Annotated in this window: 21 protein-coding genes and 1 other annotated feature (1 of these 22 cut by a window edge); of the genes, 4 read left to right on the plus strand and 17 right to left on the minus strand. The window is 46.0% G+C overall.

The window, feature by feature from the left end; translation table 11 throughout:
* Positions 1-40, minus strand: a binding site (T-box leader) (it extends 168 nt beyond the left edge of the window).
* Between the two features lie 553 nt (positions 41-593).
* Together FQV28_RS08775 and cuyB are read left to right on the plus strand one after the other, a co-directional pair.
* Entirely contained in the window at positions 594-1,817 is a 1,224-nt protein-coding gene (locus FQV28_RS08775; RefSeq protein ID WP_146495607.1) for a carboxylate--amine ligase, read from the plus strand.
* Between the two features lie 3 nt (positions 1,818-1,820).
* A complete protein-coding gene (cuyB, locus tag FQV28_RS08780; protein ID WP_146495609.1) occupies positions 1,821-2,555 on the plus strand; it encodes a cysteate racemase in 735 nt (244 codons plus the stop codon).
* 351 nt (positions 2,556-2,906) lie between these two features.
* On the opposite strand, the gene FQV28_RS08785 is transcribed toward cuyB, so the two are convergent.
* The 4 genes from FQV28_RS08785 to FQV28_RS08800 all read right to left on the minus strand — a co-directional run bounded on the left by FQV28_RS08785 (position 2,907) and on the right by FQV28_RS08800 (position 5,739).
* Positions 2,907-3,665 carry a hypothetical protein gene (locus FQV28_RS08785; protein WP_146495611.1) on the minus strand — a complete coding sequence of 253 codons (759 nt, stop codon included), beginning with the start codon at positions 3,663-3,665 and terminating at the stop codon, positions 2,907-2,909.
* 138 nt (positions 3,666-3,803) lie between these two features.
* Positions 3,804-4,007 carry a hypothetical protein gene (locus FQV28_RS08790; protein WP_370455126.1) on the minus strand — a complete coding sequence of 68 codons (204 nt, stop codon included), beginning with the start codon at positions 4,005-4,007 and terminating at the stop codon, positions 3,804-3,806.
* Between the two features lie 95 nt (positions 4,008-4,102).
* On the minus strand, positions 4,103-5,431 hold the full coding sequence (locus tag FQV28_RS08795; protein ID WP_146495615.1) for a D-serine ammonia-lyase: 1,329 nt from the start codon (positions 5,429-5,431) through the stop codon (positions 4,103-4,105).
* 134 nt (positions 5,432-5,565) lie between these two features.
* On the minus strand, positions 5,566-5,739 hold the full coding sequence (locus tag FQV28_RS08800; RefSeq protein ID WP_186763824.1) for a hypothetical protein: 174 nt from the start codon (positions 5,737-5,739) through the stop codon (positions 5,566-5,568).
* Between the two features lie 103 nt (positions 5,740-5,842).
* On the opposite strand from FQV28_RS08800, the gene FQV28_RS08805 reads away from it, so the two are divergent.
* Together FQV28_RS08805 and pabB are read left to right on the plus strand one after the other, a co-directional pair.
* Positions 5,843-6,457: an anthranilate synthase component II gene (locus tag FQV28_RS08805; protein ID WP_146495619.1), complete on the plus strand. Its 615-nt coding sequence runs from the start codon at positions 5,843-5,845 to the stop codon at positions 6,455-6,457.
* Positions 6,432-8,180: an aminodeoxychorismate synthase component I gene (gene pabB / locus FQV28_RS08810; protein WP_146495621.1), complete on the plus strand. Its 1,749-nt coding sequence runs from the start codon at positions 6,432-6,434 to the stop codon at positions 8,178-8,180. The genes FQV28_RS08805 and pabB overlap by 26 nt, the downstream gene beginning before the upstream one ends.
* A 188-nt stretch (positions 8,181-8,368) precedes the next feature.
* On the opposite strand, the gene FQV28_RS08815 is transcribed toward pabB, so the two are convergent.
* The 13 genes from FQV28_RS08815 to lspA all read right to left on the minus strand — a co-directional run bounded on the left by FQV28_RS08815 (position 8,369) and on the right by lspA (position 22,274).
* A complete protein-coding gene (locus FQV28_RS08815) occupies positions 8,369-8,914 on the minus strand; it encodes a Type 1 glutamine amidotransferase-like domain-containing protein (protein WP_146495623.1) in 546 nt (181 codons plus the stop codon).
* A gap of 390 nt (positions 8,915-9,304) precedes the next feature.
* On the minus strand, positions 9,305-9,940 hold the full coding sequence (pyrE, locus tag FQV28_RS08820) for an orotate phosphoribosyltransferase (RefSeq protein ID WP_146495625.1): 636 nt from the start codon (positions 9,938-9,940) through the stop codon (positions 9,305-9,307).
* Complete coding sequence (gene pyrF, locus FQV28_RS08825; protein ID WP_146495627.1) at positions 9,937-10,626, minus strand: orotidine-5'-phosphate decarboxylase; 690 nt, start codon at positions 10,624-10,626, stop codon at positions 9,937-9,939. Before pyrF ends, pyrE begins: the two co-directional genes overlap by 4 nt.
* Positions 10,623-11,537, minus strand: a complete 915-nt coding sequence (locus FQV28_RS08830; protein WP_146495629.1) for a dihydroorotate dehydrogenase — start codon at positions 11,535-11,537, stop codon at positions 10,623-10,625. Before FQV28_RS08830 ends, pyrF begins: the two co-directional genes overlap by 4 nt.
* On the minus strand, positions 11,534-12,301 hold the full coding sequence (locus FQV28_RS08835) for a dihydroorotate dehydrogenase electron transfer subunit (RefSeq protein ID WP_146495631.1): 768 nt from the start codon (positions 12,299-12,301) through the stop codon (positions 11,534-11,536). The genes FQV28_RS08830 and FQV28_RS08835 overlap by 4 nt, the downstream gene beginning before the upstream one ends.
* Entirely contained in the window at positions 12,298-15,486 is a 3,189-nt protein-coding gene (gene carB / locus FQV28_RS08840) for a carbamoyl-phosphate synthase large subunit (RefSeq protein WP_146495633.1), read from the minus strand. Before carB ends, FQV28_RS08835 begins: the two co-directional genes overlap by 4 nt.
* On the minus strand, positions 15,479-16,573 hold the full coding sequence (locus FQV28_RS08845) for a carbamoyl phosphate synthase small subunit (protein WP_146495636.1): 1,095 nt from the start codon (positions 16,571-16,573) through the stop codon (positions 15,479-15,481). The genes carB and FQV28_RS08845 overlap by 8 nt, the downstream gene beginning before the upstream one ends.
* A complete protein-coding gene (locus FQV28_RS08850) occupies positions 16,570-17,850 on the minus strand; it encodes a dihydroorotase (protein ID WP_146495638.1) in 1,281 nt (426 codons plus the stop codon). Before FQV28_RS08850 ends, FQV28_RS08845 begins: the two co-directional genes overlap by 4 nt.
* Before the next feature lie 2 nt (positions 17,851-17,852).
* A complete protein-coding gene (locus tag FQV28_RS08855) occupies positions 17,853-18,722 on the minus strand; it encodes an aspartate carbamoyltransferase catalytic subunit (RefSeq protein ID WP_146495640.1) in 870 nt (289 codons plus the stop codon).
* A gap of 125 nt (positions 18,723-18,847) precedes the next feature.
* Positions 18,848-20,134, minus strand: a complete 1,287-nt coding sequence (locus tag FQV28_RS08860; RefSeq protein WP_304608783.1) for a solute carrier family 23 protein — start codon at positions 20,132-20,134, stop codon at positions 18,848-18,850.
* Positions 20,135-20,157: 23 nt separating this feature from the next.
* A complete protein-coding gene (gene pyrR / locus FQV28_RS08865; RefSeq protein WP_146495644.1) occupies positions 20,158-20,697 on the minus strand; it encodes a bifunctional pyr operon transcriptional regulator/uracil phosphoribosyltransferase PyrR in 540 nt (179 codons plus the stop codon).
* Between the two features lie 189 nt (positions 20,698-20,886).
* Complete coding sequence (locus tag FQV28_RS08870) at positions 20,887-21,798, minus strand: RluA family pseudouridine synthase (protein ID WP_146495646.1); 912 nt, start codon at positions 21,796-21,798, stop codon at positions 20,887-20,889.
* Positions 21,798-22,274: a signal peptidase II gene (gene lspA, locus FQV28_RS08875; protein ID WP_146495648.1), complete on the minus strand. Its 477-nt coding sequence runs from the start codon at positions 22,272-22,274 to the stop codon at positions 21,798-21,800. The genes FQV28_RS08870 and lspA overlap by 1 nt, the downstream gene beginning before the upstream one ends.
* Between the last annotated feature and the right edge of the window lie 184 nt (positions 22,275-22,458).

A 22,458-nucleotide genomic window follows, 5' to 3' on the forward strand; every position in this document is an offset into this window, starting at 1 on the left:
ATGCCATCCTCTTCCCTACTTTCTTCTTCACAGAATTTTGTGTATTTTTGTCAGTTTATACGAATGGAAATTAAATGTCAAAGTTTTTCGCAAGATAATCTGCTGTTAAAACCGTCAATATACAATTCGGTGCAGAACCTTATCCAGTCTGCTTTTCTCTAAACATCAATTTTAAACGCAAAGCTATTATGGTTCGCCCTATAGAAGTATTAAAAACAACATAATTGAAAAATATTTTTGAAAAATAATGACGATGCTCTTATGCTGATACGTTCCATTCCTTCTTATTCTGTAAATAAGGAAATGGAAACCAATAGGTCAGCGGGAGACTTGCAATAATAACTTTGTTCGGAATCAAATTCATCTTGACCACATAAAATCCAATATATCCCCTATAAGCGATAGTTCATTGTGTTTAACTTAAAAATCATTTTTTAACAATAAAAAAATATTTGGTAAAAACTGATAATTAATGCTATAATACTATACTGAAGCTCGTGCAGCTTGGGTATAATGAAACAACCCAATTGAATTAAAAACTAATATTTTACTCTAAAAAATTATTCTTTTTATAAGAAAGAGAGCTGTTTACTTTGTCTAAAACTCCATCATTTTTGCCGATACTGCTTGGTTCAGATATGAACGCATACGGTATGGCGCGCGCATTCCACGAGGCATATGGAATTAAACCCCTTGTTCTAGGACGTGCAAATCTTACAGCAACCCAAAATAGTTCAATTTTAACATTCAAAGTAATTCCTAACCTGAATGAAGATGATGTGTTTCTTCCCGCTTTATTAAAAATTGCAGAAGAACACAAAGCACAAAAGCTATTACTGCTCGCTTGCGGCGATGATTACGCAAAATTGATCGTCAAAAACAAAGAGAACCTGGTTCCTTATTTCGCCGTTCCCTATATTGATGAAAAGCTGATGGACCGCATCGTTCTAAAAGAGAATTTCTATAATATTTGTGAACAATACGGTTTCAGTTATCCCCAAACGGAGCTTTGCACTTTTGCTAATTACAAGACATTTAAATTCGATTTCAGCTATCCGATCATTATCAAAGCCTCTAACTCTGTAGCTTACTGGAATGCATCATTCCCTGGTAAGAAAAAAGTTTTTGTAGCTAACGACGAAGCAGAAAAGAATGCAATTCTTGAGGCAATCTATAAATCTTCTTATAAAGACAATCTCACTATTCAGGAATTTATTCCAGGCGACGATTCTTTTATGCGCGTGTTGAATGCATATGTCGGCAAAGATGGAAAAGTAAAATTGATGTCTCTCGGCAATCCGATTCTGGAAGAACACTCCCCGGAAGGCATCGGCAGTTATGCAGCAATAATCAATACTTTTGATGAAAAGCTGCTTGATAAAGTCCGCTTCTTTCTTGAAGATATCGGCTATACCGGTTTTGCGAACTTTGATATGAAGTATGATGCGCGGGATGGTTCCTACAAATTATTTGAAATCAACTTAAGAAATGGACGAAGCAGTTATTATGTGACGGCGGCGGGCCATAATTTGATGAAATACGTAGCAGACGATCACATTTTCAATAAACCGATGAAGCTAACCTATGCACGGGACAAACATCTTTGGATGATCATCCCTAAAAGTGTCCTTTTCAAATATTCGCAGAACGACGTGCTGAATAAAGAAGCCAAGCGTTTGATCAAAGAAGGTAAAATGACAAATTCACTTTTCTATAAAGAAGATTTGAATCCGAAACGCTGGCTGAAACTGATGTTAAATAACATGAACTATCATCGGAAATACAAAAAACATTTTAATAACAAAGGCCTGACTTAAACAATGGAAAAGAAAATACTTGGAATTGTCGGGGGCGTGGGGCCGCTTGCAACAATGTTCATCGGCGAAATGATCGTTCGCCGCACAAATGCAGCATCGGACCAGGAACATGTCCATTCAATAATCTTTAATAACACCGGAATTCCAGACCGGACCGCCTATATTATGGACCGCTCTAAAGAAAATCCTGTCCCTGTTATGATTTCGGATATCCATAAGCTTGTATCTTTGGGAGCAGAGATGATTATCGTCCCTTGTAATACCGCTCACAGTTTCCACGAAGAATTGCAAAACGGTTCTCCGGTGCCCGTTATTCATATGATTCATGAAACGATGAAGAGGGCTGCTATAGAAGGTGCTGAGAGAGTAGGGATTCTCGCAACTACAGGAACTGTCACCTCGGAAATTTATCAACAAGCAGCAGAAGAATTTGGGCTGGTGGCTGTTTTGCCGAATGACAAAATACAGGCAAAAGTAATGTCGATTATCTATGAGAATGTAAAAGCTGGAAAACCGGCGGATATGCGAGTATGGGCTGATATCGTAGCATTCATGAAATCCCAATCGTGTGATCGCATTATTTTAGGATGCACAGAATTGTCCATTATCAAAAAAGAATTGGATTTACCTGACTTCTATCTGGATTCCTTGATGGTTCTGGCAGAAACTGCAATACTAGCATGCGGCTATAAATTGGCAATGCAAGAGGAAAAAATACGTTTTCCTGTTTCTAACTGACTGTAGAAGTTTCACAATAACGTAATCAGCTTTTTAGACATGTGCCGGGCAATAATCCGGCACATGTCTTTTAATTTGCCTTCAATTAGCTGCCACAAGAGAGACACCTTTTCTTGTGGCAGCTGGAATATATACCGGCAGGTGCAGCGGATGAGAAAAATTTCATCCCCCTTATTTATTAATGTTGCTTTGCAATCCGTTCGTAAAAGGGCATTTTTACAGGCGAAAAAAGAATAAAAGCTTTTAGGAACAGACTACTAAAGCCACTCACGTCTCAAAAACAATGACTTTCAATCATCTAGTCCTTTTTATCAGCTATTTTCGGCTCTTCGTTTTCTTTAGCATCCGCCTTTATGGATATATGTTCGCTAATGGTTTAAAAGACCGTACTTCATGGTCAGAAACGGCAAGAAACAAAAATTCATGGCGATGAAAAATCGCCCTTGTGTTATGGGAGAACGTTCCAGGATATTCTAAAACATGTCCTGTTGTTTCAAATCCCCATAATTTCAGCTTGTTTTCTTCAATAAACACCCCAAATTCATGAGTCAAGGCAAAAGCGAGGACATTGCCCGTCTCAAATGGAACTTCCATCGTTTTTTCTCTTTCAAGCTGATCGTTTAAAAAGAGCAATTCATTGGTTTTAAAGCTAAGACATGCATGAGGCTTGTAACGGGCAAAGAGAGCTTCATACAAAAGATTATTTTGAACGGCAACACCATGATAGGAATCAGGTTTCTGGAATGGCGAAGCGTAGTTTAACCGGTTCTTTCCAATCTTTTCCCCGAAAACGCCTTCGTCGCCATAAATGCAAAGAATGCCTTCTCTATAGGGAAATAACTCATAGAGGTCATTGCCGACATCGCACTTGGAAACAAATTCACCTGTCAATTTATAAAAAGATAAGGTCAGATCGTTCAATAGACAAAAATGCGCTTTTGTAAAACGAATTTTAGAATGGCCAGTTGGGCTGGTAAGAATCAGGTTGCCGTTTAACCGGACGATATTTTCGCCTCTGCCCTTTAACAAAACGATGACATCATCTTTTTTGCAATCCGCATCAATAATGGCCAAGTCACTTGTGAAAATTATTTTTTCCTGCAAACACATGAAATGAATCCTCCTACCGTTAAAGAAACCGAGCGAGGCATCAAACTTCGCCCGGTTTTGTACCTGGTTTCTATTACCGCTCACCGGGCTAGCCGTCACGAGTTGCCAATAAGTCCTTTGCTAAAAGAGTATTCCATATTATAAGGCGTCAACATATTGTTTCGCTTCCAAAAGCGACAAACCAAGGGCTTTTCTGGCTTCTTTAACAGCTTTGACCGTTTCTCCCTGTTCCATAAGCTCCCGCAGCAAGTTGTTGACTTCCGGCTCACGGCCGCCTTCTCCTTTAGTTATCTGTAAAATTCTCTCGTTCAAGTTTTCGATGCGCAATTCCAGCATTTTCATGCGCCCATTTACTGACAAGTAAAAGCCGTAAACGGCACCGAGTACGATACCGGCAATAGGTATGATCCAGACATATTCCATGGAACTCCCCCCTCCTATTCTATAAGTGCTTTTCCTTTGTCGTAGAATTTTTTCATATCCTCTTTGGGCACAAGCGATCCGCCTGTCGCCCAGACAATATGAACAGCGTTTTCCGCATCGATTCCGTTTGCTTTATAATAACCGGATTGCAAAATTTTTTGGGGTCCGCTTAAACCTGCCGCGGCCGATGGTTCCACGTGAATTTTCTCACTATCGGCAAGGAACGCCAATAGCTTAAACAACTCATCATCTTCCAACGTATAAACTCCGCTTACCAGTTGTTCGCTAATGGCAGAAGCAAAGCTCGATGGCCTGCCGACTGCTAGGCCATCGCCTTCAGTGCAATTGTCTATGCCAAAATCCTGGACACAAACTTTTTCTTTTAGACCGGTCATCAAGCCGAGCAAGACAGCCGGCGAATGGGTCGGTTCAACGAAAAAGCAGTGGACATGGTCGCCGAATAACTGCTTTACTCCAAATGCAATGCCGCCCGGTGCACCGCCCACACCACATGGCAAGTAAATGAATAAAGGATGGTCTTGGTCAACAACTATCTTTTGTTCTTCCAGCTGCTTTTGAAGCCGGAAGGCAGCTGTGCTATAGCCGAGAAACAACTCTTTCGACTTTTCGTCATCGATAAAATATGAGTTTGGATTTGCCTGCGTCTGATTGCGGCCATTTTTGATGGCTTCTCCAAAATCGCCGGCAATTTCATGGACCGTCGCGCCTTTTTCTCGCAACAGGTCTTTTTTCCAAGGCTTGGCATCAGCCGACATGTAAACCGACACATCAAAGCCTAACTTCGCGCTGATAATGCCGATGCTTAATCCCAAATTCCCAGTCGAGCCGACACCGATTGCATACCGGCTAAAGAACGACTTAAACTTATCACTTGCAAACAACTCGTAATTGCCGGTTTTTGAAATCAGCCCCGCCTGAAGCGCTAATTGTTCAGCATGGTACAATACTTCGTAAACGCCACCGCGCGCTTTAATGGAGCCGGCAATCGCCAGTTCATTGTCGCATTTTAAAAAAAGTTTGCCTTCAAGGGGAATTTGATAATAGCCATTCAGCGCTTTTTTCATATTATCAATCGGGCGGAAAGGCGATTCGACGATTCCACCCATTTCTTGTGTAGCCGGGAATTCCTTTGCCAGATATGGTGCAAAACGCTGCCACAACGCTTCCGCTTCTTCCATATCTGTTCTTGAAAGCTGCAAGTTCGCCTCATACATGAACTTCCGTTTTGGATTCAGCCAAACCACCGGTTCTAAGTCCACAACTTTCTTAATCAATGGATCTTCTCGCATCCATTTTTCTTTTTCCTGTTGTCCAATCACCATAGCAATCATCCTTTCTACGAAAGTTTTCCTGTTAGTTTCATCATACAAGAACCGCCTAAAAAAGATAGGCAAAATAATGTGCAAAAAAAGCCGTCCTGCTGGCCAGCTTTTTGAATATTAATTTCTTCGGCGCATTAGCAAATTCCCGGCAGCCAAAAGAAGCAAACCGGCAGCCACATAAGCCACCATGCGATTTGCAGTTCCGGTCCGAATTTCGAAACCACCCAGACAACCGCCAATATCAATGCAAATGACAATCCGCCATATATTCCTGCTTTCCAATACATATTTCGCTGCTTTTTCTTCAATAATAGTCTCTTGGGAAATTTGCAAGAAATATAATTAACGCGGGAAATAGAAAACACAGTATAATAAAGCTTACCTGATATCTTATCCAAAGAGGTGCTGAGCGTGATCGTCATTATCGATAACCACGATTCTTTTACTTATAATTTAGTCCAATATTTTCTGCAAATAGATTCGGCTGTTTTGGTGTACCAGGATGGTGAGATTTCAACTGAGGCCATTGAAAAGCTGAATCCAGATCTGCTCGTCTTGTCTCCAGGCCCTGGCAAACCGCGGCAATCTGAAATTTTGCAAAAGCTCTCAAGATGCCTCCCTATTTTAGGTGTATGCCTTGGCCACCAAACGATTGTTGAGCATTTCGGCGGCACAGTGATCAAAGGCCAGCAGCCTGTACATGGCAAAATTTCGCTTGTTCACCATGAGGGTGACGGCTTATTTGCCGGCATTCCTAATCCGACGCCCGTCGTCCGTTACCATTCATTGGCAGCGGATGATGAAAAGATGCCAAAAATACTTGCCGTGACTGCCCGTTCCGAAGACGGAGTTATCATGGCGGTGCGGCATAAGACTCTGCCGGTAGCAGGCATCCAGTTCCATCCAGAGTCCATATTGACTCGAGACGGATTTGAAATGCTGAGAAATGCATATGATCAAGCCGTCCAGTGGAAAAAGAATTCTGTTGGAGGTCTAGCACATGGCGAATCCTTATCTGCTGTTTGAGTTTCCAGATGAGCAAGGAACTATCCAGCCGCTCGCATTTTCCAAGCCAGTAAAAATATTAGAAACTATGGACCTTAACGAAATCCCGCGCATAATGGACTCTCTCGAATCAGCAGTAATGGCCGGCTTTTATGCTGCCGGCTATGTATCGTACGAAGCGGCGCCAGCATTTAACCCGAAGATGAAAGTCCATCCGCAGCCAAGACTTCCTTTAGTCTGGTTCGGTATATTCGAAAAACCTCAAATTCCCGCGGAAAACGTTGAAGCAACAGAGGAATACACGGTTTCCGAATGGCAGATGGCCGGTTCTATCCGGCAATACCAAGACGGAATCCTCCAGATCAAACATGCGATTGAAGAAGGCCATACGTATCAAGTCAATTACACCGAACGCCTGCATGCCGATTTTCAAGGAAGCGACCGATCATTTTACCGGCAGCTCTCCAGGAACCAGCAGTCCGACTACAATGCCTATTTGAATTTAGGAAAACACCGCATTCTTTCCGCATCGCCGGAGCTATTTTTCCGGATTGACGGCGAGAAAATCACCGCCAAACCGATGAAAGGAACTGCCACACGCGGCCGCACAACGCCAGAAGATGAAGAAAACGTAAAGCGGCTGCTCGCTTCTGAAAAAGAACGTGCGGAAAACCTGATGATTGTCGATTTGCTTCGCAATGATATCGGCCGACTAGCCAAGTCCGGAACAGTCACTGTTCCCCGAATGTTTGAAGCGGAAAAATATCCGACAGTTCACCAATTAACGTCCACGGTGCAAGCTGAAATAGACAAGGAATCGACGGTTTTTGATTGGTTTCAAGCCCTCTTCCCTTGCGGATCGATCACCGGTGCTCCGAAAATCAGCACGATGGAGTTTATCGCTGGATTAGAGCAGTCTCCCCGCGAAGTTTACTGCGGAGCTATTGGCTTTATCACACCAGAGAAAAATGCCATCTTCAACGTGCCGATCCGCACCGTCATCATTGACAGCGAAGACGGTACGGCAAGCTACGGCGTAGGAGGCGGGGTCACATGGGATTCCACGTCTGAAGGTGAATACGAAGAGCTCCTTACCAAAGCACAGGTGTTATCCGCCCGACGCCCGGAATTCGAGTTGCTGGAATCGCTGAAACTGGAAGGTGGCAAATACCCGCTACTCCCTTATCATTTGGAGCGACTTCGCGACTCTGCTGAATATTTCGGTTTCGCATATGACCAATCCGCTCTTGAAAAGATACTGGAGCAAACAGCCAAAGACCGGCCAAAAGGTTTATTTAAAGTACGCTTATTGATGGAAAAGAACGGAGTCCTTTCAATCGAGGCGCAAGCTATTTCTCCGGTTGAAGGACCTGTTGCCTGCTCGATAGCGGCAACTCCTGTTGATAGTAAAAATCCATTCCTGTTCCACAAAACGACGCACCGGCTCGTTTACGAGGAGCATCAAAAAGCCGCACCCGCGGAAGCTTTTTCAGTCTTAATGTGGAATGAAAACGAAGAGCTGACCGAATTTACGATCGGCAATGTGGTCGTCGAAAAAGGTGGCAAGTTCTACACTCCTCCCGTCTCTTGCGGTTTATTGCCGGGTACGTTCCAGCAGCACTTGCTTGATACCGGGCACATCGAAGAAAAACGCATATACAAAAGTGAATTGGATGACGTGGACGCCATTTGGTTCATCAATGGCGTTCGCGGCTGGCTAAAGGTGGATTTGTTGAAGCAATAGAATATGGATGCTTTTGCAGCCAGCAAATTGAAGACTAAATAATACACAAAAGCGCTTGGACTTCACCCACCAAGCGCTTTTATTCTTACTTAACCCTTAATGACCATTAATCACAATAATTTCTCCTATCATATGAACTCTATCGTCTTCTACAATAAGCCCATCCCCATCATTTTCTGCATAAACGGTTATTCCGTTTGTTTCAGCATATGTATAAACTTCTTTTTTATATTCATCATTCCAACGGTTAAAGTGAGGCAAAACTCAAAATCCACAAATTGCAAGGCTTCTAAACCTTGAACAAGATCCCCTGTAAACAATTGAAATAAATTTATAGACATACCGAATTGAACAGCTCTCCCGCTAACTCCTACAATCGTTCCTCCTCCATTAAAATAATTACTTAGTATTTTGTCCATGCCACGATGTTTGATAGCATTCCTAAACTCAACCGGATTTCCTGCAGAAAGATGAATAATATCGCATTTTAGCAATTCACCGATCTTGGAAGAATCAAACTCACTGTAAAGATCAAAAAACATAAGCTCTTTAATCCCGTAATTACGGTAATAATGTACTTTTGTATTGAAATGCGTTTTTTCTCTATCTTCCGTAGAAGGAATATAGCCTATTGTAGTGTTTATAGAATCCCGGCCATCCAAAAGAATACGATCCAACCTTTCATTGTCGGATAACTCAAGTGTTTGGTCGCTATAAAAGAACAACTTCCCCATTTACAACACCTCTTATATGTATATTTGTATTTAAACAAAACTGGCTCTATTTCTATTTCTATTTCTATTTCTATTTCTATTTCTGCTATTTTAACATAAATTTACAAATTCTCTCTAACTAAAAAATAGAGAACTGTCTGCTATGGAGCAAAACAGCGGAGACGCCTGCGGAATAGCGAGACAGTCGAGACCCTGCAATGCTCTTTCATGTTTCGAAGCTAGCGAAGCGATGCAGAAACAGGAGCGAAGCGACGAAGCGGCTTGACGCTCGCCCGCGGCAAGCGCAGCTGTTTTGCGGAATAGCAACTAGGCTACTTAATATTTATATAACTAAAAAAGCACACGGCTAAAAATAGCCATGTGCTTTTTGCTATACACTTTGAAATTCCCTTACGTCTCGCTCTTCAACGTGCCTGCCTTCAAACCCTCATGCCAATCAGCAAGCATTGGCATATCTTCTTCACGGATGGCGCCAGTGCTAATTGCTTCTTCAACCAACGACGGGAAATCCGTAAGTGTATGGAACATAAAGCCCGCTTCCGTGATGGCTTCGACTGATTGCGGCAAATCGTACGTGAAAATGGCAACGATGCCAAGCACATCAAATCCTGCAGCTTCCAGCGCTTGTGCTGCCTGCAAAACCGAACCGCCTTTAGAGATCAAATCTTCAACAACGACCACTTTCTGCCCGGCAACCACTTTTCCTTCGATCATATTGCCTTGCCCGTGCTCTTTCGCTTTTGAACGCACATAGACCATCGGCAAGTTCAGCAGATCGCTCACCCACGCCGCATGGGGAATGCCCGCTGTCGCGGTTCCCGCGACCACTTCGCACTCTCCGTAGTACTGCTCGATCAATTCAGCCAAGCCCTTGGCAATTTCTTTGCGCACTGCCGGATACGACATTGTCAAACGGTTGTCGCAGTAGATCGGTGATTTGATGCCTGATGCCCAGGTAAACGGCTCTTGTGGGCGGAGTTCAACCGCTCCAATGCTCAATAAGTGCTTCGCTATTTCTCTTTTCATTCGGCATCGCTCCATTCGTTTTTGATTTGCTGATAGCTTTCGGCCGGATTTTCACTTTTCGTGATTGCACGCCCCACAACGATATGCGTCGAGCCTTTTTGCCTTGCTTGCTTTGGCGTCGCGATACGTTTTTGGTCATCTGCTGAAACGTTTGCCGGCCGGATTCCCGGCGTGACCCGCAAGAAATCTTCCCCACATTCCGCCTCGATCGCTTCTGCTTCGAGCACTGAACACACAACTCCATCGAGTCCTGCTTGTTTTGCCATTTTCGCATAGTGAAGCACCGATTCCTTTAAACTTACTGGAATCAGCTGGTCGCTGTGCATTTGTTCTTGGCTTGTAGAAGTTAGTTGCGTGACCGCGATGAGCTTTGTTTCGCTTCCTTCAAGCCCGCGCTTGGCAGCTTTCATCATTTCAACGCCGCCTGCCGCGTGGACGTTAACCAGATCGACGCCTAGTTTTGCTAGACCCCGCATCGCCGACTGGACTGTATTCGGGATATCGTGAAGCTTCAAGTCCAAAAAGACGCTATGGCCAAGTGATTTTATGTATCGGACCAATTCTGGCCCTTCCTGAAAATAAAGTTCCATGCCGACTTTCAAAAAAAGCGGCTCTTCGTAATGGGCAAGGAATTGTTCCACTTCTTTTTTTGACGGAAAATCTAAAGCGATGATGGGTTTACTCACAGGCGGTGGCTCCTTCCGACCAATTCTTCTACTGATTCATATCCAAGTTCATGCAATTTTTCCGGCAGCTGTGCGATGATTTCCGGGCAGACAAACGGATTGACGAAGTTCGCTGTCCCGACCGCTACAGCGTTGGCGCCTGCAGACATGAAATCGATGGCGTCTTCGACTGTCGCGACTCCGCCCATGCCGATGATCGGCAAATCGGTTTGTTTGCGTACTTCATAAACCATGCGAAGCGCAACCGGCTTGATGGCGGGACCGGACAATCCTCCGGTAATGTTCGCGATGATCGGGCGTCCGGTTTTCGGATCCAGCCTCATGCCGAGCAGCGTATTGATCATCGTAATGCCGTCCGCTCCGCCTTCTTCGACCGCTTTTGCGATTGAGACGATATCTGTAACGTTCGGCGACAATTTGATATAAACCGGAACCGATGCCACGTCTTTGACTGCACGTGTCAATTCTTGTGCAACCAATGGATCCGTACCGAACGTAATGCCGCCTTGTTTGACATTCGGGCAGGAGATGTTGATTTCAAGTGCATGGACGTTCGGCGCTTTGGAAATTTCACGTGCGACTTCCACGTAATCTTCGGTCGTCGTTCCTGCAACGTTCGCAATGATCGGCACATCGAACTTTTCAAGCCATGGCAACTCCTCGCCGGTCACTTTTGTCAGACCCGGGTTTTGCAGACCGATGGCATTCAGCATGCCGGCTGCCGTTTCAGCAACGCGCGGCGTCGGATTGCCTAAACGCATTTCGACCGTTGCCGCTTTGATCATGATGGCACCCAGCTCGGACAAATCATATAATTGAGCGTACTCTTTGCCGAAACCGAAGCAGCCGGATGCCGGCATAATCGGATTTTTCAAGTTTAGCCCTGGTAAGTTTACTGTTAAATTGGTCATGCAATCACCACTCCCGCTGGAAATACCGGTCCGTCGGAACAAACTTTGATATAATCCGTTTCACTTTTTGTCGTGCGGCAGACGCAGGCAAAACATGCGCCGATGCCGCAGCCCATCCGCTGCTCGTAAGATAAGAAACCGCGCTTTTCAGGATACGCCCACTGGACCGCCTCTAGCATCGGTGTCGGCCCGCAGCTGAAATAGGTGTCAAAGTCCTTTGGCAATTCATTGAGGATATGCGTCACGAAACCTTGTGTACCGTGGCTGCCATCGACTGTCGCAATATGCGTGTCGCCTAGTTCTTTGAATTTTTCTTCGTAGAAAACCGCCTGCTTGCTTTCAAATCCTAATATATGGACCGTTTGGATGCCTTTTTCGTTCAGCTGTTTGGCAAGTTCGTACAAAGGCGGAACTCCAATGCCTCCGCCAATCAAGTAGGCTTTTTTCTCTGCTTGCTCGACCGGGAATCCATTGCCGAGCGGACCAAGGACATCAAGCGTGTCTCCTGGTTTCTTTTCAGAAAGCAAGCTCGTGCCCCGCCCTTCAGCACGGTAGATCATCGTGAACTGCTGAAGTACCGGATCGATGGCCGCGACCGAAATCGGACGGCGCAGCAGCGGCTCAAAACTGTCCGCTACCCGCACGTGCACGAATTGTCCTGGTGCTGTCATTTCCGCTGTAAGTTCGCCTTGAACCGTCAGTTCAAAAATATGGCGTGCGATTTCCTTTTGCCCCACCACTTGCATGCGTTCTTGTCGGATCATACACCAGCCCCCATTTCTTCAGCTGAGAATGTCATCGATTCAATGACGCGAAGCATCGCTTGTGCCGTATCGAGTGATGTCATGCACGGAATGCCGTTTTCAACCGATTCGCGGCGGATGCGGAAACCGTCCCGCTCTGGCTGTTTGCCTTTTGTCAAAGTGTTGATGATGATTTGCGCTTCGCCATTTTGGATGACATCAAGCAAGGTTTTGCCCTCTGCCCCAATTTTTCCGATTTGTGTCACGCGGATACCCGCTTGCTCCAGCGCTTTCGCTGTTCCTTCTGTTGCCATGATGTGGTAGCCGATTGCTTTAAAGCGCTTCGCCAAGCCGACCGCTTCTTCTTTATCTTTATCTGAAATGGTCATCAGCACGCAGCCATGGTCTTTCACTTCCATGCCGGCAGCAGCCAGGCCTTTATACAATGCCTTTTCTAGCGTGATGTCTTTCCCCATGACTTCACCGGTTGATTTCATTTCAGGTCCAAGCGTAATGTCCACTCTTCTCAATTTCGCAAACGAGAACACCGGCACTTTTACGTAAACGCCTTTTGACAGCGGCGCAAGTCCAGGCGTGAAACCTTGTTCGACAATACTTTGTCCGAGAATCGCTTTTGTCGCGATATTGGCCATAGGGATATTCGTTATCTTGCTCATGAACGGAACCGTCCGGCTCGACCGCGGATTCACTTCGATAACAAAAACCTCACCTTTAGAGATGACATACTGGATATTCAGAAGACCGATAACATTTAATCCTTTGGCGAGGCGCGTTGTATAATCGACAAGCGTATTCAACTGCTCTTGTGAAATGTTCTGTGTCGGATAAACCGCAATGGAGTCTCCAGAATGGACGCCTGCGCGCTCGATGTGTTCCATAATTCCAGGGATCAGAACGTTTTCTCCGTCAGAAATGGCATCCACTTCAAGTTCAATCCCTGTTAAGTATCGGTCGACGAGCACCGGATGTTCTGGGCTTGCTTCTACTGCGTGTTCCATATAATAGCGCAAGTCTTTTTCTTTATAGACAATCTCCATTGCGCGCCCGCCTAATACATATGAAGGGCGGACAAGTACCGGGTAGCCGATTTCTTCAGCGATTGTTACCGCTTCTTCAGCATTGGTTGCTGTTTTTCCTAATGGCTGAGGAATGCCGATTTCATGCAAAGCCGCTTCGAATTTATTGCGGTTTTCCGCACGGTCGATGTCTTCTAATGATGTACCAAGAATCTTGACGCCATTTTGCTCCAGTTTTTCCGCCAAGTTGATTGCTGTCTGTCCGCCGAACTGGACCACTACGCCTTTCGGCTGTTCCAGATCCACGATGTGCATGACGTCTTCAATCGTCAGCGGCTCAAAGTACAATTTATCGGAAATCGAGAAGTCTGTTGATACAGTCTCTGGATTGTTGTTGATGATAATAGCTTCGTAGCCTGCTTCTTTAATGGCCCACACCGAATGTACTGTAGCATAGTCGAATTCCACCCCTTGTCCGATGCGGATAGGGCCGGATCCTAATACGATGACACTTTCTTTTTCCGTACGGATTGATTCGTTTTCTTCTTCATAGGTGCCGTAGAAGTATGGCGTTTCCGATTCGAATTCAGCGGCACACGTATCAACCATTTTATAGACCGGCACCAGCTTCTGCTCTTTGCGCCAGTTGTAAACTTCCTGTTCTGACACGTTCCAAAGTTTTGCGATGGTACGGTCTGCAAAGCCGATGCGTTTCGCTTTTTTAGCAGTTGCGAAATCGAATGGATTTGCCGCTAAAACCACTTCGTATTGTACAATATTCTGGAACTTCATCAAGAAGAACAAGTCGATTTGGCTCCAGTCATGGATTGTCTCGATTGTTACACCGCGGCGCAGCGCTTCACCGATAAAGAATAGGCGCTCATCGCCTGCACGGCGGATGCGTTTTTCGATCCATTCATCACTCATCGAATCGGCATTTTTCAGTTCCAGATGGTACTGGCCTGTTTCCAAAGAACGGACCGCTTTCAAGATCGCTTCCTCGAAATTGCGTCCCATTGCCATAACTTCGCCGGTTGCCTTCATTTGTGTGCCCAAATTGCGTTTCGCTGATTCGAATTTGTCAAATGGCCAGCGCGGGATTTTCGCTACTACATAATCAAGCGCAGGTTCGAATGCAGCGTAAGTTCGTCCTGTTACCGGGTTGATCATTTCGTCAAGCGTTAATCCTACAGCGATTTTTGCAGCAAGCTTGGCAATCGGATAGCCTGTCGCTTTTGAAGCAAGAGCCGATGAACGGCTGACACGCGGATTCACTTCAATGATGTAGTAGTTGAAGCTGTCCGGGTCAAGAGCCAATTGGACGTTGCAGCCGCCTTCGATTTTCAATGCCCGTATGATTTTCAACGAAACATTGCGCAGCATCTGGTACTCCCGGTCTGATAAGGTCTGGCTCGGTGCAACAACGATCGAATCGCCTGTGTGGATGCCTACCGGATCGATGTTTTCCATATTGCAGACAACAATTGCCGTATCGTTTGCATCGCGCATCACTTCATATTCAATTTCCTTGAAGCCTGCGATCGATTTTTCGAGTAAACACTGTGTTACCGGGCTGTATTTCAAGCCGCTTGTTACGATTTCCTGAAGATCTGAATCGTTATGGCAAATGCCTCCGCCTGTTCCGCCAAGCGTGAATGCCGGGCGTACGATGACCGGATAGCCGATGCGCGCCACGAACGCTTTTGCTTCTTCCATATTATGGATTATATCTGACGGCGGCACTGGTTCGCCTAGTTCGTTCATCAATGTACGGAACAACTCCCGGTCTTCCGCTTTATGGATCGCTTCCAGTTTCGTTCCAAGAATTTCAATTCCCAGTTCGTCGAGGATGCCCGATTCGTGCAGCTCAATTGCCATGTTCAAACCTGTTTGTCCGCCAAGAGTCGGCAGCAAAGCATCTGGGCGTTCTTTGCGAAGGATGCGGCTGACAAATTCCAGCGTAATTGGCTCGATATATACTTTATCGGCAATTTCCGTATCCGTCATAATTGTCGCTGGATTCGAGTTGATCAACACAACGCGGTAGCCTTCTTCTTTCAGCGCCAGGCATGCTTGCGTCCCTGCATAGTCAAATTCGGCAGCTTGCCCGATGATGATCGGCCCTGATCCGATTACGAGTATAGTTTGAATATCTTGTCTTTTAGGCATATTGCTGCTCCTTTCGGTTTGCGCTCATCATTTCGATGAAACGGTCAAATAAGTAGTTTGAATCTTCTGGTCCAGGCGACGATTCCGGATGGTATTGGACAGTGAATGCTGGATAATCCATATGCGCCAGGCCTTCAATGGTGCTATCATTCAATGCGGTATGCGTTACCGTTAACCGTGTGCCTTGCAATGTATGTTCATCCACAGAGTAACCGTGGTTTTGGGAAGTGATTTCGACGCGTCCAGTCGTCAAGTCGGTCACCGGGTGGTTTCCGCCGCGATGGCCGAATTTCAATTTGTAAGTTTCCGCCCCACATGCGCGGGCGAACAATTGATGGCCTAAGCAGATTCCGAAAACCGGCACTTCGCCAAGAAGTTCCCGCACGACTTGGACGCATTCTTCTACGTCTTTTGGATCCCCAGGTCCGTTCGACAGCATGACACCGTCTGGCCCCCACGCCAAAATTTCTTTTGAAGTTGTGTTGTAAGGCACAACAATCACGTCACAATCGCGGTTGTTAAGTTCACGCAAAATGCCGTGCTTCATGCCGTAGTCAATCAAGACAACGCGTTTTCCGCGGCCTGGGCTCGGATATGGGCGGACTGTAGAAACTTGGGCCACTTGGTCTCTCGGCATCTCTGTCACCGCCAGTTTCTGCACTACTTCTTGAACATCCACTTCTTCTCCAGCGGCCGTCAAGATGCCTTTGATGGCGCCTTTTGAGCGGATCAAGCGGGTTAATTTGCGGGTATCAATATCTGATATACCTGGAATGTTCTTTCTTTGGAAAAGCTCATCGAGCGTCGAATTGCTTCTGAAGTTGGAAGGGAACTCGGCCAATTCACGCACAACCAGCCCTTTTACTGCAGGAGAGATGGATTCAAAATCATCGCTATTAATGCCGTAATTGCCGATTAATGGATAAGTCATCGTAACAATCTGTCCGCAGTAGGAAGGATCGGATAAAATTTCCTGATATCCGGTCATGCTCGTGTTAAAGACGATTTCACCTACTGAAGCCCCTTCGCTGCCGAATGCCGTTCCTTCAAATACCGTTCCGTCTTCTAAGATCAAATAACGTTTCATTGGTTTGTCTCCTCCTGCCATACTATTTGCCCGCCAAAAATCGTCATTGCCGGCCAGCCTTTGCAGTTCCAGCCGCCGAATGGGGTGTTTTTGCCTTTTGATAAAAAGTCTTCCACGTTGATTTCCTGCTCTTTTTCCAAATCCAGCAGCACCAAGTCTGCAGTTTGCCCTATTTCGATTTTCCCGTAAGGCAAGTTGAATGTTTCGCTCGGCTTGACCGTCATCCAGTCAATCAATTGTTGAAGAGTCCATTTTCCGGTTTCCACATAATGTGTGTAAAGCAGCGGGAATGCCGTTTCCAACCCGACGATTCCGAAAGGCGCCTTATCCATGCCGTTCGATTTTTCTTCCAGTGTATGCGGTGCATGGTCTGTCACGATAAAATCGATTGTTCCGTCAAGCAATCCTTCATGAAGCGCTTCGACATCTTCTTTTGAACGAAGCGGCGGGTTCATCTTCCAGTTGGCATCGTCTCCGGGAATATCGTCCTCGCTCAGCAACAAGTGATGCGGGCAAACTTCCGTCGTTACGCGCACGCCTGCACGTTTTGCATCCCGGACAACCCGGACCGATTCTTTCGTGCTGATGTGGCAGACATGGTAATGTGCGCCTGCCGCTTCTGCAAGCAGTATGTCGCGTGCGATGTGCACCGACTCTGCGATGGAAGGAATTCCTTTGAGACCGAGTTCCGCACTGCGTTTTCCTTCGTGCATAACGCCGTCATAGATCAATGAGTTGTCTTCACAATGTGCCACAACCGTCATATCGAGTTTTGCTGCATCCTGCATTGTTTCATACATCATGCCTGCTTGTTGGATGCCGACTCCGTCATCTGTAAAAGCGAATGCACCATGTTCTTTCAACTCAGTTAAGTTTGTTCGTTCTTTTCCTGCTTCCCGGATGGTGATGGAAGCGTACGGCAAAACCCGGACGAGCGCATTTTTTTCGATCAAAGCGTTGACTTTTTCAAGATTTTCGATGGAATCAGGCACTGGACGTGTATTCGGCATCGCACAGATTGTCGTGTAGCCGCCTTTTGCCGCCGATTTCGTACCGCTTTCGATCGTTTCTTTTTGCTCGCCGCCTGGTTCACGCAAATGCACGTGAACATCTACAAATCCCGGTGCGATCATCCGGCCGTTGCCGTCAATTTCTTGTTCTCCTTGCGGGGTGAGCCCACTGCCGATGTCTTCGATTTGTCCATTTGAAATTCGAATATTTGTTGGTGCCAATTCTCCGTTTGTCAGCATGTTTACATTTTTTAAAAATAAATTCATTCTTATTCTCTCCCTTTCAATGCATATTCAAGTACTGCCATTCGGACAAACACACCGTTTGCCATTTGTTTGAAAATTCTTGAGCGCTCACATTCCACTAACGAGTCGGCGATTTCCACTCCACGGTTAATCGGAGCTGGGTGCATGATGATCGCCGATGGCTTCATTTTGCGTTCACGTTCTTCTGTTAGGCCAAATTGCTTGTGGTAATCCGCTTTTGAGAACAACGCAGATACTGCATGGCGCTCATGCTGAACCCGGAGCAGCATGACGACGTCCGTGTACTCGATATAGTCATCGATGTTTTCCGAAGTTTCATAATCACCGCTCCATACTTCCGGACAGACAAACGAAACATGGGCACCGAGCATTTTCAGAGCTGCTGCATTCGATTTTGCGACCCGGCTATGTGCGATATCTCCAACGATGGTGATATGGAGGCCCTCGATTTTTCCGAACTCTTGGTAAATGGTGAATAAATCGAGCAATGACTGTGTCGGATGCTGGCCTGAGCCATCTCCCCCGTTAATGACTGAGAGCTTGCAGTTTTCCAATTCCTTATAATATTCTTCTTCCTCATGGCGGATGACCACTCCGCTTACCCCAATAGCTTCCAGCGTTTTCACTGTATCGTACAAGGTTTCTCCTTTTAATACGCTTGAAAAGGCGGTGTCGAACTGCAAAACCGTAAGGCCCATTTTATGTTCAGCCATTTCAAAACTCATCTTGGTGCGCGTACTTGGTTCGAAAAACAAATTGACGACCGTTCCGGCCACAGGTGCTCGTTCACCGCGCTGGTATTCTCCCGCCCGTTCGAGCAGATGCATGATTGTCTTGTTGTCTAAGTCGTTCATCGCCACTAAGTTTGGCATGTTGATCCACCCTTTCCTATAAAAAAACACCTTCCCAGAGACAGGAAGGTGTGAGGAAATAAGGGCATATTGCGCCCCTATTCATCCCTTTCCATGCCTCTCTGGACAATTCATTAAAAGGTGTATTATTTAGTTCCGTCATCTATTTCGGCTTTATTGCGTCCTGGCAAAACCAGGTTCAGGATAACACCGACAATCGCTGCAAGCGCCATACCGCCCACTTCGAACGTTTCGCTAAATTCGATTTTCGCTCCGCCGATCCCGATGACCAGGATGACCGATGAGATGACCAAATTGCGCTTGTCGCCGAAGTTGATGCTATTATCCACCAGCATCCGCAAGCCCGATGATGCGATAATCCCGAAAAGCAGGATTGAGATACCGCCAAGGACAGCAGTAGGGATGGTTGCAATGACCGCCATCAGTTTGCCCAAGAATGAAAACAAGATGGCGAACACGGCAGCGCCGATGATAACGTAAATGCTGTAAACCCGCGTGATGGCAAGAACACCAATATTCTCGCCGTATGTTGTTTTCGGCGGCCCTCCGACTAGGGAGGAAATGAAAGTTCCAAGTCCGTCCCCAAGAAGCGAACGGTGAAGCCCCGGATCTTTTATGTAGTTGCGCTCTACTACTTTTCCAAGCACCAATTGATGTCCGATATGTTCTGAGATGGTAACAATCGCAATCGGCACCATGACGAAGAGCAACGTCGGCGTCACTTGGAATGAATAATCAACGCCAGGAATCAAGAAGTCTGGAGCGGCAATCCAGTTGGCCGCTGCAATCGGAGCAAAATCGATAATGCCCACAAGCGCCGAGTAAAGGTAACCGACGATGATGCCGATCAGGACTGGCATCAAAGAGATGATGTTTTTAAAATAGATTGTACAGATGATCGCAGTCAATAGCGTCACAAGCGCTGCTGAGAAATGGATCAAGCTGTATTGTTTCACGCCGTCGACTGTAATGTTCATCGCCATGTCGACCGCTGTACCCGACAATGCCAAACCGATGACAATGATGACCGGCCCGACAACAATTGGCGGAAGCAAGCGCATGAGCCATTGATAGCCGGTTTTCCAGATGACCAGCGACACGATGGCGTAAACGAGCGATACGAACATGGCGCCGATCATGGCCGACCCGATTCCGCCTGTTTCTGTTGCGATGGTGATCGGTACGATAAAGGCGAACGATGAGCCGAGGTATGCCGGCACTTTAAACTGGGTGATCAAGATGAAAATGATTGTTGCAATGCCGCTCGTAAGCAACGCGATTGCCGGGCTTAAGCCGACTAACTGCGGTACAAGGATTGTCGCACCGAACATGGCGAACATGTGCTGCAAACTTAACGAAATCCATTGCCCCGCTTTTGGTTTGTCCTGTACATCTAATACTGCTTCATTCACTATTGGTTCTCTCCATTCTCTCTCTACTCGTGTATAGCAACCTGGTCTTTGCCGTCGCTTTCCTGCATTTTCACGACAATTCGTTCATCGCTTGATGTAGGAATGTTTTTCCCGACATAATCGGCGCGGATCGGCAATTCGCGGTGCCCCCGGTCAATCAGCACAGCGAGCTGGATCTGCGCCGGCCGGCCAAGGTCCATCACTGCGTCCATTGCGGCGCGGACGGTTCTGCCTGTATACAGGACATCATCAACCAGCACCACTTTTTTGTTTTTGATGTTATGGGCAATATCCACTTGTTGGACGAGCGGTTCTTGGTTTTTGCTTTTGACGCTTAAATCGTCTCGATACAATGTAATATCCAGTTCACCAGTCATAATTGGCTTGCCTTCGATTTTCTCTATTTTCTCAGCAAGGCGTTTGGCGATAAACGCACCTCTTGTTTTAATCCCGACCAAAATGCAATCGTCGATTCCTTTATTGCGTTCGATGATTTCATGGGCAATCCGGGTAATAGCCCGAGCCACTGCCTTATCGTCCAAAATATCCGCTTTTTCAACCATGAGTTCCACTCCTTTTACAAAATAAAAAACCTCTTGCCAGAGGGCAAGAGGTTTTATGCGCAGAAAATTAGGCTCGGAAGACAGACTTCCAGCTTTGCGTAAATACCTTCTCAGCCTCTCTGGACTGTCTTAAAGGTGTTGCTGTATTCGTTTAGTTGTTTTTAGTATATAGATAGAATCAGCCGTTTGTCAATCATTCTTTCGAAGAGATTCCAAAAGCTCCGAAAATTCTTCCGGAGGCTCTGCAGAAAACTCCATGTATTCACCAGTTCTCGGATGGTTAAAGCCGATCACTTCCGCATGAAGCGCTTGTCCGCCAATGTCCATCGTTTTCTTCGGTCCGTATTTCGGATCACCGACAAGCGGGAAGCCGATATACTTCATGTGGACACGAATTTGATGCGTACGCCCCGTTTCAAGACGGCATTCCACAAGTGTAAAATTGCCAAAACGCTCCAAAACGCGGAAATGCGTGATAGCATGCTTTCCTTTATCTACAACCGCCATGTTTTGGCGTTCTTTCGCATCGCGTGCAATCGGCGCATCAATTGTGCCTTTATCATGCGGAATATGTCCGTGGACCAAAGCCAAGTATTTTCGCGTAACGCTCTTTTTCACCAATTGGTCTACTAACGACGTATGCGCAGCATCATTTTTAGCGACCATCAAAAGGCCAGATGTATCTTTATCGATCCGGTGGACTATCCCCGGACGCACTACGCCATTGATGCCTGAAAGATCGCTGCAATGATGCATCAAACCGTTTACCAGCGTACCGGTAGAATGCCCTGGTGCAGGATGGACGACCATCCCTTTCGGTTTGTTGACAACCAGGACGTCCTGGTCTTCATAAACAACATCCAAATATAAATTCTCCGCCACAACATCCAGCTCTTCTAGAACAGGAGGCGTAACGATAATGACATCATCCAATCGAACTTTATAATTCGGCTTGACCGTCTCGCCATTAACTTTCACTGCGCCTTCTCTGACCCAGTTTTGGATCTGCGAACGCGACCAGTCTTCATCAATCGAAGAAACTGCTTTATCGATTCGTTCCCCAGCCATTTCTTCTGTAACTTCTATTGTTAAATCTTCCATTAAGACACCTTTTTCTTTTCTTGTTTTTCGTCATAAATGATAAAAATGATCATGAGAACCACTCCGACCGTTAAAGCTGCATCCGCAACGTTAAAAATCGGGAATTCATAATTGATGATTGGTATAAGCACATCTACAAAGTCCACCACTTCTCCGCGCCACATGCGATCGATGAAATTTCCGATCGCCCCGCCGAGAATCACCATCAAACTTAGTTGAAACAAAGGCTTTCCTTGTGCATGCTTGTGGAAATAATACAGGATGCCGATTATCACTGCAACGGTAATAATCCCAAACAGCCACATCTGCCCTTCAAGCATTCCCCAAGCCGCCCCGCGGTTTCTGTGCGAAAGCCAAGCCAGGTAAGGGTCCGCCAATATTATGCGTTCACCCAACTCCATATTTTTCATAACCAACCATTTCGTCCACTGATCTATCGCAATGATCAGTAAAGCAACCCCATAATAAATAAACATGTGTATCCTCCGTCAATTCATCAGTCAATCCATTTTAACACATACTGGGTGAAAGAGTAAGCACCTCGAAAAGCTGCCTGTACTAAGTTGAAGCGATAAGTGTATAAATTGAACAAAATATCATTGAACTGAAGAAATTGCTCCAGCGCTTTTTCACTTCCTGAGGGAAGTGAAGCTAGTTTTC

The sequence above is a fragment of the Planomicrobium sp. CPCC 101079 genome (assembly GCF_007859275.1).
GTDB lineage: Bacteria > Bacillota > Bacilli > Bacillales_A > Planococcaceae > Planococcus.

Coding starts and splice junctions, on each gene's coding strand:
- FQV28_RS08835 (WP_146495631.1), bottom strand. CDS start 12,301: ATGATCCGACAAGAACGCATGCAAGTGGTGGGGCAAAAGGAAATCGCA.
- FQV28_RS08850 (WP_146495638.1), bottom strand. CDS start 17,850: ATGAATTTATTTTTAAAAAATGTAAACATGCTGACAAACGGAGAATTG.
- FQV28_RS08855 (WP_146495640.1), bottom strand. CDS start 18,722: ATGCCAAACTTAGTGGCGATGAACGACTTAGACAACAAGACAATCATG.
- FQV28_RS08830 (WP_146495629.1), bottom strand. CDS start 11,537: ATGACCAATTTAACAGTAAACTTACCAGGGCTAAACTTGAAAAATCCG.
- FQV28_RS08815 (WP_146495623.1), bottom strand. CDS start 8,914: ATGGGGAAGTTGTTCTTTTATAGCGACCAAACACTTGAGTTATCCGAC.
- pyrR (WP_146495644.1), bottom strand. CDS start 20,697: ATGGTTGAAAAAGCGGATATTTTGGACGATAAGGCAGTGGCTCGGGCT.
- pabB (WP_146495621.1), top strand. CDS start 6,432: ATGGCGAATCCTTATCTGCTGTTTGAGTTTCCAGATGAGCAAGGAACT.
- FQV28_RS08795 (WP_146495615.1), bottom strand. CDS start 5,431: ATGGTGATTGGACAACAGGAAAAAGAAAAATGGATGCGAGAAGATCCA.
- FQV28_RS08790 (WP_370455126.1), bottom strand. CDS start 4,007: ATGAAAATGCTGGAATTGCGCATCGAAAACTTGAACGAGAGAATTTTA.
- pyrE (WP_146495625.1), bottom strand. CDS start 9,940: ATGAAAAGAGAAATAGCGAAGCACTTATTGAGCATTGGAGCGGTTGAA.
- FQV28_RS08870 (WP_146495646.1), bottom strand. CDS start 21,798: ATGGAAGATTTAACAATAGAAGTTACAGAAGAAATGGCTGGGGAACGA.
- carB (WP_146495633.1), bottom strand. CDS start 15,486: ATGCCTAAAAGACAAGATATTCAAACTATACTCGTAATCGGATCAGGG.
- FQV28_RS08845 (WP_146495636.1), bottom strand. CDS start 16,573: ATGAAACGTTATTTGATCTTAGAAGACGGAACGGTATTTGAAGGAACG.
- cuyB (WP_146495609.1), top strand. CDS start 1,821: ATGGAAAAGAAAATACTTGGAATTGTCGGGGGCGTGGGGCCGCTTGCA.
- lspA (WP_146495648.1), bottom strand. CDS start 22,274: ATGTTTATTTATTATGGGGTTGCTTTACTGATCATTGCGATAGATCAG.
- FQV28_RS08785 (WP_146495611.1), bottom strand. CDS start 3,665: ATGTGTTTGCAGGAAAAAATAATTTTCACAAGTGACTTGGCCATTATT.